The 13,762-nt window shown below is 31.7% G+C and carries 19 protein-coding genes; 15 read left to right on the top strand and 4 right to left on the bottom strand.

Annotated elements, in window-relative coordinates:
* Positions 1 to 464: 464 nt before the first annotated feature.
* Positions 465 to 1,055, top strand: coding sequence for a vWA domain-containing protein (locus tag SM9_RS06350; RefSeq protein WP_058739341.1), 591 nt, complete (start codon positions 465 to 467; stop codon positions 1,053 to 1,055).
* A 176-nt stretch (positions 1,056 to 1,231) separates the two neighbouring features.
* Positions 1,232 to 1,576 carry a hypothetical protein gene (locus SM9_RS06345; RefSeq protein WP_058739340.1) on the top strand — a complete coding sequence of 115 codons (345 nt, stop codon included), beginning with the start codon at positions 1,232 to 1,234 and terminating at the stop codon, positions 1,574 to 1,576.
* A gap of 28 nt (positions 1,577 to 1,604) precedes the next feature.
* Here the strand turns inward: SM9_RS06345 and SM9_RS06340 are convergent, their stop codons facing one another.
* On the bottom strand, positions 1,605 to 2,465 hold the full coding sequence (locus SM9_RS06340) for a hypothetical protein (protein WP_058739339.1): 861 nt from the start codon (positions 2,463 to 2,465) through the stop codon (positions 1,605 to 1,607).
* 77 nt (positions 2,466 to 2,542) lie between these two features.
* Between SM9_RS06340 and SM9_RS06335 the strand changes: the two genes are divergently transcribed.
* Complete coding sequence (locus SM9_RS06335) at positions 2,543 to 3,295, top strand: alpha/beta fold hydrolase (protein ID WP_083495859.1); 753 nt, start codon at positions 2,543 to 2,545, stop codon at positions 3,293 to 3,295.
* Complete coding sequence (locus tag SM9_RS06330) at positions 3,292 to 4,266, top strand: glycosyltransferase family 2 protein (protein WP_058739337.1); 975 nt, start codon at positions 3,292 to 3,294, stop codon at positions 4,264 to 4,266. Before SM9_RS06335 ends, SM9_RS06330 begins: the two co-directional genes overlap by 4 nt.
* A gap of 198 nt (positions 4,267 to 4,464) precedes the next feature.
* On the opposite strand, the gene SM9_RS12585 is transcribed toward SM9_RS06330, so the two are convergent.
* Complete coding sequence (locus tag SM9_RS12585; RefSeq protein ID WP_394326123.1) at positions 4,465 to 4,551, bottom strand: hypothetical protein; 87 nt, start codon at positions 4,549 to 4,551, stop codon at positions 4,465 to 4,467.
* A gap of 52 nt (positions 4,552 to 4,603) precedes the next feature.
* Between SM9_RS12585 and SM9_RS06325 the strand changes: the two genes are divergently transcribed.
* On the top strand, positions 4,604 to 4,975 hold the full coding sequence (locus SM9_RS06325; RefSeq protein ID WP_394326122.1) for a MarR family winged helix-turn-helix transcriptional regulator: 372 nt from the start codon (positions 4,604 to 4,606) through the stop codon (positions 4,973 to 4,975).
* On the top strand, positions 4,972 to 6,339 hold the full coding sequence (locus tag SM9_RS06320) for an MATE family efflux transporter (RefSeq protein ID WP_058739335.1): 1,368 nt from the start codon (positions 4,972 to 4,974) through the stop codon (positions 6,337 to 6,339). The genes SM9_RS06325 and SM9_RS06320 overlap by 4 nt, the downstream gene beginning before the upstream one ends.
* Positions 6,340 to 6,357: 18 nt before the next feature.
* On the opposite strand, the gene SM9_RS06315 is transcribed toward SM9_RS06320, so the two are convergent.
* Complete coding sequence (locus tag SM9_RS06315) at positions 6,358 to 6,912, bottom strand: manganese efflux pump MntP (protein WP_058739334.1); 555 nt, start codon at positions 6,910 to 6,912, stop codon at positions 6,358 to 6,360.
* 417 nt (positions 6,913 to 7,329) lie between these two features.
* On the opposite strand from SM9_RS06315, the gene SM9_RS06310 reads away from it, so the two are divergent.
* From SM9_RS06310 to SM9_RS06290, 5 genes are all read left to right on the top strand, one after another.
* The gene (locus SM9_RS06310; RefSeq protein WP_058739333.1) at positions 7,330 to 7,941 is read left to right on the top strand and encodes a COG1361 family protein; all 612 of its coding nucleotides are present in this window, start codon (positions 7,330 to 7,332) and stop codon (positions 7,939 to 7,941) included.
* A gap of 5 nt (positions 7,942 to 7,946) precedes the next feature.
* Positions 7,947 to 8,342, top strand: a complete 396-nt coding sequence (locus SM9_RS06305) for a hypothetical protein (RefSeq protein ID WP_058739332.1) — start codon at positions 7,947 to 7,949, stop codon at positions 8,340 to 8,342.
* Positions 8,343 to 8,407: 65 nt separating this feature from the next.
* Positions 8,408 to 8,743, top strand: a complete 336-nt coding sequence (locus SM9_RS06300; protein WP_058739331.1) for a hypothetical protein — start codon at positions 8,408 to 8,410, stop codon at positions 8,741 to 8,743.
* 41 nt (positions 8,744 to 8,784) lie between these two features.
* On the top strand, positions 8,785 to 9,210 hold the full coding sequence (locus SM9_RS06295) for a universal stress protein (RefSeq protein WP_058739330.1): 426 nt from the start codon (positions 8,785 to 8,787) through the stop codon (positions 9,208 to 9,210).
* A gap of 132 nt (positions 9,211 to 9,342) precedes the next feature.
* The gene (locus SM9_RS06290) at positions 9,343 to 9,639 is read left to right on the top strand and encodes a hypothetical protein (RefSeq protein WP_157064692.1); all 297 of its coding nucleotides are present in this window, start codon (positions 9,343 to 9,345) and stop codon (positions 9,637 to 9,639) included.
* Here the strand turns inward: SM9_RS06290 and SM9_RS06285 are convergent.
* Positions 9,636 to 10,295 carry a uracil-DNA glycosylase gene (locus tag SM9_RS06285; protein ID WP_058739328.1) on the bottom strand — a complete coding sequence of 220 codons (660 nt, stop codon included), beginning with the start codon at positions 10,293 to 10,295 and terminating at the stop codon, positions 9,636 to 9,638. The two genes, SM9_RS06290 and SM9_RS06285, sit on opposite strands and share 4 nt — an antisense overlap.
* A gap of 398 nt (positions 10,296 to 10,693) precedes the next feature.
* Between SM9_RS06285 and SM9_RS06280 the strand changes: the two genes are divergently transcribed.
* The 4 genes from SM9_RS06280 (at position 10,694) to SM9_RS06265 (ending at position 13,761) form a co-directional block, all read left to right on the top strand.
* Entirely contained in the window at positions 10,694 to 11,158 is a 465-nt protein-coding gene (locus SM9_RS06280; RefSeq protein WP_058739327.1) for a hypothetical protein, read from the top strand.
* Positions 11,159 to 11,270: 112 nt separating this feature from the next.
* Positions 11,271 to 11,630 carry a hypothetical protein gene (locus SM9_RS06275; RefSeq protein WP_058739326.1) on the top strand — a complete coding sequence of 120 codons (360 nt, stop codon included), beginning with the start codon at positions 11,271 to 11,273 and terminating at the stop codon, positions 11,628 to 11,630.
* A gap of 14 nt (positions 11,631 to 11,644) precedes the next feature.
* On the top strand, positions 11,645 to 11,950 hold the full coding sequence (locus SM9_RS06270) for an HNH endonuclease (RefSeq protein WP_058739325.1): 306 nt from the start codon (positions 11,645 to 11,647) through the stop codon (positions 11,948 to 11,950).
* 128 nt (positions 11,951 to 12,078) lie between these two features.
* Positions 12,079 to 13,761, top strand: coding sequence for an ATP-grasp domain-containing protein (locus SM9_RS06265; RefSeq protein ID WP_058739324.1), 1,683 nt, complete (start codon positions 12,079 to 12,081; stop codon positions 13,759 to 13,761).
* Position 13,762 lies beyond the last annotated feature (1 nt).

Genomic DNA, 13,762 nt, shown 5'->3' with positions numbered 1-13,762 from the left:
ATCTATCTGTAATTTAGATATGAAAGAAGTTTTCAGATCACCTGCTCAATAAAATTGGCAGTGTAATGGATGTAGTGAAAAAATATCTTATGATAAAATAATTGTTTAATTTCAATTAAAAGATTCGTAAAAAATAAGAGATAATAAAGGCGTTTTTGGTTCAAACGCCTATGACTTTTTTGAAAAAATCTTTGGCAGATAATTTTTTCGTTTTGAATTAGAAAATTGTGGAAAAAACTAATTCAATTGTGTTTTAATTTTGGAGATTGTATTAGTCTTTACTAATAATGTAAAAGCAATGTTTTTTAGGTTGTCCTAAATTTACATCACTATTTAATAATGTAGTAATTTCTAGTATATAAATATTTTGATTTTTTTTAGGTATGACTAAATATTTAACCACAACTTATATATATCTCAACTTACAAATAATTTAAACACAAGATAGATACGAGGTAATTGATATGGTCGATGAAAAAATAGATATTATATTCTTGTTGGATAGAAGCGGGTCAATGTACGGGTCTGAAAATGATACCATTGGAGGATTCAATTCATTTATCGCAAAGCAAAAGGCTCAGGAAAACAACACTAAGGTAACAACCATACTTTTTGATCATGGATACGATGTACTCTACAAAAGAAAAAACATTTATGAAGTGGATGATTTGACAAGGGATGAATACTTCGTTAGAGGATCCACTGCACTATTGGATGCAATTGGAAGAACAATAGTGACATTGGATAAGGAAATTGACAACAAGGTACTGTTTGTAATCACAACTGACGGATATGAAAATTCATCCAAGGAATTCACAAAAACACAAATCAAGAACATGATTCAAAACCACAACTGGGAATTCATATTTCTGGGTGCCGACATTGATTCATATGATGAGGCTGCAAGCATAGGAATAAAAAGAAGCAATGTTGCAAACTACAGAAAAACGTCAAAAGGAATTCATGACATGTATGAATCTGTTGACAATGCGGTACTTTACTGTAAAAATGATATGAAATTAGATGAGTCCTGGAAAGAAAAATTGGAGGAATAATGTTTTTTTTAGTTCAATTTGAAATGACTCTCCAACATATTTTTTTATGATAATTATAAATTATTTTGTTTTTTTTTTAATCTTCCATCATTCCTTTTCTTCTTTTTTTTAACAAATATTTATATATTCCTAAATAAGATAATTTATATTAATAATCATTTTTTTATGGTGATATAATGGCTGATAAAAAATTATTGAAAGATTACACTAAAGAAGAAATAGCTGAATTTTCTGCTTTAGAAAAAGAGGCATATGATAAAGCAAATAAATTAAACAAGGAATTCATCCATATTGAAAGTCTTTTAGGTGATTTGACTGAGCACTGGAAAGAATATTTCATATTCCTTGAAGACAAAAAGATTTCAAAAATCTGTGAATTCTATGGGGATAAGACTGCTCCATTCGACGATGAATTGCGCGAAGTTATTGCAAACAATTTAAAGACTTCACTTAACAGCGTTCACAAAGCTGTTAACTATAATACCAAAAAAATAGATGCAGGAAGAATAATTGATAGATAAGTGTTAAAAAAACACTTAACTTCTTTTTTTAAGATACAATATTATACCAACTGAACCTTTCACCAGCATAATTGCTTATAACGATAGAAACTATTGTGGTCAAAATGTATATTATTATAACATCTATTGGTGTTATGGCTATAAAGAATCCCAGACCAATAATTTCAACCAGATAGAATATTATTGAGTTCGTGTTGTTTAGATAAGTGAAAATGCCAAGAACCACAGGGGTAAATACGATTGCCAGGATAAATCCGCACACATGATGGAATGGATAGATATTTCCCACATTCAAATTGAACATGAAAATGAATAGAAACATCTCAACTGCAGTTAAGACAAATCCCTGAACACCGCCAGCAATAGCCTGAGCCATTGTATGCTTTTTGAGAGTGACTCTTGACCATATCAAAACAGGATAAATGAGGCCAAAGACTGCACCTACAGGTCCCAAAAGAATGATTAATGCACAAACCGGACCGCTGAGTCCTGTGGTGTGAATGCTTATTTTCCATCTTGTTGTAATAATCATGACGATAAATGTGTTTATTGTATAGCATAGGAATAAAAATGTCAGAAAGTCATTCAGGCCTAAAAATATGGATACTAAAAATCCGATGAAGTATGAAACGGTTCCAACGATAAGTGGGGTAAAGCGGTCTTCTCTTCTTGAGATATCCCTATCATTTCCAGTTTTTTTAGCCCAGTATAATATGATTGCCATAGGAAGTATTGAAGCGAATATCAGGGAAATCATTTCCAGAACTGGAAATTGCCAAAGGTTGTCAATGGATAATGTCAGGCATATAATTATGAATAATGGTATGCAGATAATCGGAGGGTTTGTAAAAGTTGAAATTGTTTTAGCTAATCTTAATTTTGAATTCATATTGTATAATATAATATTTTACACTTTTAAATATTTTCAAAATAATTATTAATCAAATTGATTAATAAATAATAAGTATGAAAATGAATTATGCTGTTGAAGGAAATGGAGAAAAGACAATAGTATTCATTCATGGGCTAAGCGATAGTCTGGAATATTGGAGAGTGCTCTCTTCAAGGCTTCGGGATGATTATAGGATAGTGTCATATGACATAAGAGGTCATGGAAAGTCTCTGTATGAACCGTTTACAATCGATTTGCTTGTTGATGATTTGTACAATCTGCTTTTAAAGTTATGTATTGAAAAAACCAGTTTGATTGGATTTTCTATGGGAGGCAATATTGCATTGTCATTTGCAATGAAATATCCCGACATTTCAGACAGGCTGGTGATAATGTCCAGCTTCAGCGAATGTGATGAAAATTTGAAATCCAAATTTATGGAGCTTAAAACAGCTGTAAACAATTCTTTTGAAGATTTTTATGATACAATCATTCATTATGTAATTATGGATGATGTCTTCAACAGAAATAGGGAAGTCCTTGAAATAGTCAAAAGGGAATCTGCAAAAAGGGCCAATCTTGAAGCGATAGCCAATGGAATTGACATGGGCATGGATTTGAATATCACAGGACAGTTGGGCAAACTTGACAATCCAACTCTGATTTTAGCTGGCCGTGAAGATGATTTGATTTCACAGAATTTGACTGATATCATGAAAGATAACATTAAAAACTCCAGCATAATTGTTTTTGATGATACAAAGCATAATCTGCTTGTTGGCGAAAATGTCTCTGAAATATTAAGATTGATAAGGGAGTTCATATGAAGGTTTCAGTAATTTTATGTGTATATGATGAGGAAAGGTTCATTGACAAGGCGATTAGTAGTATTTTGAATCAAAGCCTTGATGATTTTGAGCTTATTGTCGTTAATGACGGGTCTACAGATTCCACTTTGGATATAATTAACTCATATGATGATGACCGCATCAGATTGATTGACCAGAAAAACATTGGACTTGGAGCATCCAGAAACAAGGCAATGAAATTGGCCAGAGGCGAATATGTTGCATTTCTCGATGGTGATGACTGGTTTTGCAGTGATGCCCTTGAAATCGCTTATAGCGAGGCAAAATCCAAGGATACAGACATTACAATATTTCAAATCAAGTACTTTGATGATGAAACGGGACAGTTTTCTGACAATGACTGGTTTAAATTGAACTCCTTTGACGAGTCATTTGACGATAGGGTATTCACTCCTGATGAATGCCGCGATTTTCTCTTTGATTTGTCAGTCAATGCATGCCAAAAGATATACAGAAACGAATTTTTAAGAAATTCCTCTGCGAAGTTTGTTGAGGGAATATTTTTTGAGGATATGCCGTTTTTCTTTGAAATCTTTTTGAAAGCTAAAAGAATTTCAATTATCAGAAAGCATTTATATTATCACAGAAAACATTCAAAATCAATTACTGATATCATAGACTGCGATTATTTGGATACCGTTCCGGCAGGCCAGGAACTGATGAGAAGATTTATAGATAACGGATTTTATGATGACTATAAGTTTGATTTGCTTGCATATAAAATCAATGGTCCAAGATTTGCACTTTCCCAGATTGTTGATAAATGCAAGGAGCCTTTATTTAATTTGATTCGTGAGGATTATCTAAAAATTAGGGATTCCAAATATTATGATGACTTTTTGAATGAATTGGGTCCTGTAAAGAAAAAGTTCTTTTTGGATGTTATCCGCTCAAAAAGTTATGATGAGTTTATTTCCATTGATGATTAATTAAAACAATACTTTTTTTATTTTCATATATTTTAATTTAATATATTTTTCATTTCGTTGACTGGACTGGTGATAAAATATGTTTTTAAACTGATGGTCTATCATGAAATAAATATTTACTTGAGTCTGTTAATTGTTGTCGGTGCAATTGTTGATGATGCAACAGTTTATATAGTAGTAAATACTAACCTCTTTATATCAAATATTTTTTTTAAATTTGATAAAATGAAGGTATATCATGACACATTGTGATTTAGAAAAAGTTGATGCGAAGGATTTGCCTATTGGAAAGTTAATTGGAATTCTTGCAAAGGCTCAGTCAATTTATTTTAATAACATGCTCAGTGAACTTGACATTAATATCACACAACTTCATATTCTCTTTGAAGTTGCAGGGGATTCAACATTGAATCAGGAAAAGATTGCCTCAAGATGCAATACAAACAAGGGAGCCATTGCAAGATCTATTAAAAAGTTGGAAGACAACGGTTTTATCGAACGTACAATTGATGAAAACAACAGAAGACAAAATATTATTTCAATGACTGAAAAGGGCGAAATGACTTTTAACAAATCAAAGGATATCCTGAAGGAGTTTGAAGATATTCTTTTTGAAAATCAACAGGAAAAGGAAAATTTACAGATTATATTAAAAAATTTAGCTATTAAAATGACATCATTAAATGAAGAAAGGTTTGATAAAAAATGAGTGAAAAAAATAAAAATATTGAAATGATTACGGGAGATCCAAAAAATGCTATTATTAAATTAAGTATTCCTATGATGATTTCCATGCTTTTAATCATGTTATATAATATTGCAGATAGTATCTGGGTTGCAGGACTTGGAGCTGATGCTCTTGCAGCTATCGGATTTATCACTCCATTATTCATGGTTTTGGTTGGTTTGGGAAACGGTATAGGTGCGGGTGCAAACTCATTGATTGCACGTTATATTGGAGCAAAGGATTATGATCAGGCTAACAATGCGGGTTTGCATGCAATAGTTTTATGTATTGTAGTATCATTAATATTTACAGTGCTGATGATGGTATTCATGAGACAGCTATTGGAACTTATGGGTGCAGGCAGCACTATAGATTACGCTTTAAATTACGGTTATATTATTTTTGGAGCATTGATTATTTTTGTATACTCCGGTGTGGCTTCAGCAATATTTAGATCAGAAGGAGACATGAGAAGAGCAACAATTGCAATTGCAGTGACAGCAGTAATGAATATTATTTTGGATCCTATATTCATCTATGTATTGAACATGGGAATTAATGGAGCAGCATGGGCAACCGTAATTTCAGCTACATTGTCCTGTATTGTAATGTCCTATTGGATTTGGGGTAAAAATGATTTGTATTTGGATTTATCTCCTAAAAACTTTAATTACCAAGGAAAAATGATAATTGATGAACTGCAGGTAGCTATTCCATCAACACTTGAAAACATTATATTTTCAGCATTGGCAATTATTATCAATGGAATGCTTGTTACTGTTGCAGGCACAACCGCTGTTGCTGTTTATACAGCTTCAATGAGGATTGTTCAAATGGCTATGATACCTTTAATAGGTATTGGAACTGCTGAACTGACCGTGTCTGGTGTTGCATATGGTGCACGTAACTATGAAAACCTTAAGACTGGACACAGCTATTCCATAAAATTAGGTTTTATTTTATCTATTGCGCTGGGAGCAATAATGTTTATTTTCTCATCACAGATTGCTGCAATGTTTTCATACACTTCAGCAAGTGCGGAACTGGCTCCTCAAATCGCAACGGCAATATCAGTGCTTAGCCTGTTTGTTCTTGCAATTCCACATGGTATAATGTCATCAATGGTTTTCCAGGGTGTGGGTAAAGGTGTATATTCCTTAATCATTACTTTGCTTAGATCATTGATTTTAGAAACTGTATTTGCATACATTTTCTGCTTTATCTTCGGATGGGGATTGGTTGGAATCTATGCAGGTGTGGTTACAGGATGTTTTGTTGGAGGAACTGTAGGCTATATCTGGGCAAAACTGTTCATTAAGAGATTTGGTGAAAACTTACATGCGTAAGTTTTCCAATACTTTTTTTTAAAATCCAAGAAGAATTTTTATACCGATCAGAATTAATATAACACCACCAAGAATCTGGAAGCGTCCGCCGAAATAATTTCCTATTTTTTTACCTAAAAATACTCCTGCTATTGAAAATAGAAATGCTACTATACCGATAATTATTGAAGGAAGTAAAATTGATTCATTTAAAAGCGCATAGGTAAGTCCAACTGCAAATGCATCGATGCTTGTTGCGATTGCAAGCAGGGTCACTTCACCAAAGCTGAAGTTGTCTGTAAGTTCATCCTCATCATTCTGAAGGCTTTCCCTAATCATATTCAATCCGATGGCCAAAAGGAGAATGAATCCTATAATTGATGCGATTGATGCAATGAATTCGTTTATCAATGCTCCAAAATAAAAGCCTAATATAGGCATCATAAATTGAAAGAATCCAAAAAATATTCCGTAATAAAATATTTGGTTTGTTTTTAAGTGTTTTTGAATAAATCCTTTTGTAAGCGATACACTGAATGCGTCCATTGCAAGTGCTATTGCTATAAGAATTGTTGATATTAACTGAAATGCCATTAATATTATTTTTGATTAGAATTTTATTTAAAATTAATGAATATGATAGATTTTTTTGGTGTTTTTAAAATATGTTATTTTTTATTCACATGTTTATAAATAATATACTATAATGTAAATTAATTTATTTTATTTTAATTTTATTAAAATTTATTCATTCTACAATAGATTTTTTGACTCGTGATATTTTTTGAAAATCTTTTAATTCTTTAAATTTGGAATAATTGTATTTATTTTTAATCAAAACCTCTTTTCAATTGATATTTTTCTTTTTAAAGAGAAGAACATTAATTTTAATTTTTGTATCGAATAGATTTTTTTGTCGGTTTATTTTTTAAAATAGTTGTTGATATGATGTATTTTATATATGATGAAAAACAGATATACCATTCGAATTAATGAAAAAAAGGCATTATTATGAACAGTAAAGGTATTTTTGGTTTACTGATTTTGATTATTTTAACATTATTTTTAGTCTCTAGTATCAATGCTGCGGATAATAAGACTATTGTTTCAGATAATAATGTAAATGAGAACTATAATCTTCAATTCAATCAAAGTTATGAACCTTCAGTAGTTCATAAAGATGATGTCGTTGAAGTATATCTTCATGTAAAGAATGTTGGTCAGGACACATATCATAATTTATCAATATTGTATCCGTTGCCTCAGGGTTTGAATCTGTTGATTTTTCCTGTTGAGTATGACAACAGCACATGGTTTATAGATACATTATATCCTGGTGAAAATGATTTGTTGACACTGGTTTGCGTTCCTACAATCGCAGGCAAAACCTATGAATTCACGGCAGGAGTTGGTTCACAGACTATTATGAATTCAACCATGGATATGTATGTTGAAGGAGAAAATACCAATTCATCAAATGGTACTGATATATTTGATGGCGGAGTAATCAAAGCAGTTGGTTCTGTTAATAATTCAGATTTAAGTTTAAAACAAACAGCCAATCCAATTTTGGTATTGCTTTTTGCAATTATTTTCATTCCTTTCATTCGCATTAAATACTGATTTTTATGAAAAAAATTCTTATTTTTTTAATTATTCTTTTTTTAAGCCTTGAAGTCAGTTTCGCATATTCAGGATTTGACTGCTGTGCTGATAGTTCTGATTCAGGTCCGAAGGATTATTTAAATAAACTTCTTAATAGAGATAGATATACTTTCAACTCCAATGATCTTATCTTTAGTCACGAAAATACCACCAGTTATCGTATTCAGGTATTGCATGATGGAATTCCTGTTAAAACCAATCAGGAAGTCAGATTTTTCATAAATGGGGTCAATTATACAAGATTTACTGATGAAAATGGTACTGCTGCATTGGATATCAATCTGGAATCCGGTCACTATATCATCTGCAGCGAATATAAAAACTTCAAAAACTACAATAACATCCTGATTTTTGACTGATTGCAAAAACTATTTTTAATTTGATGAATATAAATCATTTATATAATTAGGGAGTTTTCATCTAAATGAAAAGCAGTGAAATTAATCCAATCAAATCAGATTCAATGGAAATAGACTGTCAGGGAATATATGACCACATAATTGCATGTGAAATGGAATTTGATGGCAACATTACATTTGAAAAGAACATATTGGATACATTGAATGAAATTGAAAATCTATTGTATAGGGTCAATGACATAGAGCTGTTTAGTGAAATGATTGACATCATATTCAGGTTCAAATTCCGATTAAGGGAATTGGAAAATCAAATCAAATTTATAGGTGATGAAAATATCACAGATTCTCAAAATTTAAACTATATTTTGGAAGAGATGTCAAAATTCAAAGAAATAATATAAATGTAAGTAAATCTAATACTATATTAAAGGAGTTTTTTGTAATGTTTGATAAAATATTATTACCTACCGATGGGTCTGAATTTTCCGAACATGAAGTTGAAAGAGCAATCAAGGCACTTTCCGATGATGGAGAAATTATAGTTTTGTCTGTTGCAAGTAAATTAGAGGCTACAACACCATTTCAGCGTAAAAAAAATATAGAAAGTCTTAATGAGGAGTTTTTAAAAGAAGCGTATGAAAATGTAGATAATATGGCAAAACGTTTTGATGGACATGTAAATGTCACAAAAATGGTTGTTGTCGGTACTCCTGCAGACACTATTGTTAAAATTGCTGAGGATGAAGATGTGGATTTAATTATTATTTCAGCATCCGGTAAATCAGGTTTGCATAAATTCTTCATTGGAAGTGTAGCTGAAAAGGTATTGAGGAAATCCAATAAGGATGTTTTATTAATTCATAATTAATTAAACCATATTCTATTTTTTTAATTTAAGTTAACTTCAATAATATTTGATGATTGGAGTCGATATCCTGCAAATTTCATAGTTGCTTTTGGATAATGGATATTGGCTTTTTTAACATTAATATATAGAGAAATGACTAAAAAAGAAATATACTACATTGATTTTGATGTGGATGAGGTATCATCCAGGATTTATGATTTGATGGACAAATGGTCGGTTCATTTAATTCATATTAAAGGCCAAAACTGGCAGGTTTTCAATCATTCAAATGAATTAGTCTATGAATTTGACTTCCTGATTGACTTTAGAAACATAGATGGTAGAATAAAGCTTGAAGATTTGAAACTTAATGTAATTCATCATATCGAATCACTTAAGGATGATACTACATATGTTGATGAATTGGTTCAGGAAGATCTCTTATATTAAAGTTTCCAGTCTATTTCTTTTAAATCATTTTCATTTAAAAATTTATTTGCCAGTTTAAAATGATTTGATTCGAAAAATCCTCGTCTTGCTGAGAAAGGTGAGGGATGTGATGTGATTAAAACCAGATGATTTGGATTGTTTAGAAATTCCTTTTTCTTTTCGGCCTGCTTTCCCCACAACAGAAATACTATTGGTTGTGTCTGTTCATTTAATATTTTGATTACATGGTCTGTAAATGTTTGCCAGCCGCAATTACTGTGGGAATTTGCTTCACTTTCACGAACGGTCAGTACAGTATTCAGGAGAAAAACTCCCTGATGAGCCCAGGATTCAAGACATCCTGATTCAGGGATACGATAGCCGTATTCGTTTTCTATTTCCTTAAAAATATTTTTAAGTGATCTTGGTATTGGTCTGCCTTCAGGAGTTGAGAATGCAAGGCCGTGAGCCTGACCCTCTTCATGATATGGGTCCTGGCCTAGAATCACTACCTTTACATTTTTTAGTGGAGTAAATTTAAATGCATTAAAGACATCTTCTTTTGGTGGATAAATCGTCCTTGTTGCATATTCCTCATCGGTAAATTCTTTTATCCTTTTGAAATAATCACTTTCAAATTCTTCTTTTAAAGCTAAATCCCAATCATTTCCAATCATGTATTTTCTTATGTTTTTTGTAAGTTTAATATTTTTTGATGATTTAATTTTTAATTTTTTTATATTTTTTTAAAAAAGTAATATGAAAATGGAAATATTTATATATTAGTTAATATATAATATAAAATATTAGCTTAAAAATAATCACACCATTTGAAAACTGACTGTATACGAATTTATCATAACTTATATATGGGGAGTTGATAAATATGATAGCATTTGTAAAAGTCACTGGGTACACAGTGTTCTAATCCGATTGTATTTTTCCTAATTGTAAACTGCTTTTGAATGTTATTTTTAAAAGGAGGTTATAACCATCCGTATTTGACAATTTACATGTGAATATTAGTATTCCTGTTGTTGAATAAAGTTAACCATTATCTAAAAAGAGGAGAAATATGAAGATTAATGTGAAAAAAACCATAATACATACTGTAACTGTGAGCGACGAATTCCCATTCTACGTTGAAGAGCTAAACGCATCTGATGAAATGCCAACCCTCCTTGGCCTTGCAGATGAAAAATACTCATTCAGCGAAATGAATGATGAGTTTTTTGATTTTGTATCAAGAAAAATTAATGACAACGGCATTTATGTCAGATTAATTCATGTCATTGAAAAGCAAAGCAATGAAGATTGCATTACCTTTGAAATAGAGACCGGTTCCACAAGAACAACCATCACTACCTGTGATAAGGGCCTTGGTGAGGTAACCGACATTGGAATTAAAATCCACGGTGACGACATCACTGTAGGAACAACCAGTTTCTCTAAAAGACCCCATTTTGAAAAGATAGATGAAAACCAGTTTTTGTCTATGATAGCTGATGAAATGATTGATGATTTAATCTTTTTTGATTAAATCCTTTTTTAAGGAGTGATTTGCCATTAAGCAATTTTTATTTATGATTAGTTACTTGTTGAGTTGCATTATGTTTATAAACTTATTTTTCTTATAGATGGGAGGGATATTTATGGAAAACTGTCCAAATTGTCAAAACCAAGTCTGTGTAAATCCGTCATTTACACAAACCTTAAACTTTTTAGATTTAGTCACTGAATCAAATTCATTTGAAATGGAAACAAACGAAGAATTCCTGTTGATGGAGTTTATTCTGAGTGAAGATTTCATTAACCGTCACAAAAAGCCACGAAGGATTCCTTCAAAAATCCCTCGCAAGCTTCCAAGAGACATTTCAAACAATCTCTTTGCAAGATTGACGGAAGATAATTTTGCAGAATACTGTGGAGTAATCTCCGTCACCTGCAAAAACACTCCAATGGTGTTTGAATATGCTGATGCCGGAATTGATCTTGAGTATTTGGATAACTGATTGGGGGTGTGTTAATGATTGAATTGAAGATACAGTCATCACAGAAGTACTGGAAACTGCAGTCCTGGGCAAGAGATCTTTTGTCAAATCATAAGGAATGTATCATTTGCGGTTCAAGTGAAAAACTTGAACCTCATCACATAATCAAGTGCAGCAATACAAATCCCATATATTTCAGCCAGGACAATGGTGTTGTAATGTGTCATAGCTGCCACAGTTTGTATCACAGAAAATATGCGGATGTTAATCCACATACTCTCATCATGTTTTCACAAAAGTATTCTGCCAAATTTAAAAAGAGAAATAAGATAATGTTATAGTGTCCTTTCACTATAACTCTTTTTTTAATTAAAATTTAAATATTTTATAAAATATATTAAATAGTAAAATATTTATTCATTATGCGTATTTAAATCCAAATCCATAATTAAATATTGGGTGATTTTTTATGAAAAAAATTGTTATCGTTGATTGCATATCTACAGGAACCAATTATGTAGGGGATGTAATTAATTTTGGTTTTAAGCCTATTGTTTTGGAATTAAAGCCAGATACTTCGGATGTGGAAGAATATAATAAAAAGATGGAAATGGAATATGAAAGAGTTGACGCATCTTTTGATATTATCTATGAACAGGATACCTATGAAAAAACTCTTGAAATAGTTAAAAAAGTAAATCCAAAGCTTGTTTTATCTGGAAGCGAACGGGGTGTATTTTTATCAACCAAATTGGCAAATGACTTAAATTTGTTATGTAATCCTATTGAAAACTTGGATGCAATGACATTAAGGCATGAAATGCATAACAGGATTGCTGAAAAAGGATTGAGATATATTAGGGGAAAGGTAGTCACATCAGTTGAGGAAGCCATGGAATTTTATGACAGTGAATCATTGGGTGAAGTTGTATTGAAGCCAATATACTCTGCAGATTCAGCAAACATAAGAATCTGTTCAGACAGACAGGAAATGGCAGGTCAAATTGCTGACTTCTTTTTAGAGAAAAATTTCTTAGGAAATTTAAATGACCGTATTCTGGTTCAGGAACGCATAGATGGTGAGGAATATATCGTAAACACTGTTTCATGTGATGGACTTCACAGGGTAACGACCATATGGAAGTACCATAAAATAAGAACTTCAGACGGTGCATTTGTATATGATACCGTTGAAAGTGTTAATGAATTGGATGTAGGCGAGGCTGAATTGATTGACTACGCATATGATGTCTGTGATGCAGTGGGAATCAAATATGGTCCGGTTCATGGGGAATTCATGATTGATGATAAAGGCCCGGTTCTGATAGAAGTAAATTGTTCCGTAATGGGAGGTCATATAGACTCTGAATTCTTTGAAAAGGTTTCAGGCCAACATGAAACAGATTCAAGTCTGGAATCCTATTTAAAGACTGAACTTTTCCTAAAAAGGAGAATGAGTCCTTACAGATTAAAGTCCTATGGCGCATTCAAGAGGTTCATAGTTCCAAAGGATATCCTTGCAAAATCCGCTCCAATAAATAAAATAGGCCCTAAGCTAAAAAGTTTTCATGAAATTGTCTTTGAAGATTTGATTGAAGAAGAGAAATTTTATATGAAAACTGAAAATGTAGACACAAGCTGCGGACTTGTATTTTTAACCCATAAAAAGGAAAGTGTCTTAAGAAATGACATTAAATTTTTAAGAAGTGTTGAAAGAAATTTGGTTTTAAGTGAAGAATTGGACAATCACAATAAATTTAATAATAGTGTGATGATTAAAAAGCTTCAGCTTCTCATTGACGCAGCACAGAAGTATGGAAAAGGGATTCTCATAACAGATCAAACGATTTATGATGTTGACATATTTCAGATAGGTATTGAAGACGTATCAGATGTTGAAGGGGAATTCGATTATGTTATCATCAATCTAAACCGAAGCATAATTGAAAAAAGTGATTATTTCAAGGTAGATTTCATATTGAAACTATTGTCATACATTAGGGTTGGGGGATACATTTTCATTCCTGAAACAACATATAGGTTTATTCCAGGTCAAAGAAAAGGTATTGAATTGCTTTTAAAGGCATTGGATTTAAGAATAGAGGTTCCTCCATATGGACCTATTAAAGGTGTAATAGCTTCAAAAAGTTAGA

It is taken from the genome of Methanobrevibacter millerae, assembly GCF_001477655.1.
In the GTDB taxonomy this organism is placed as follows: Archaea; Methanobacteriota; Methanobacteria; order Methanobacteriales; family Methanobacteriaceae; genus Methanocatella; species Methanocatella millerae_A.
The sequence above is the reverse complement of the archived record's forward strand: the minus strand, read 5'-3'. Positions and strand labels throughout refer to the sequence as shown.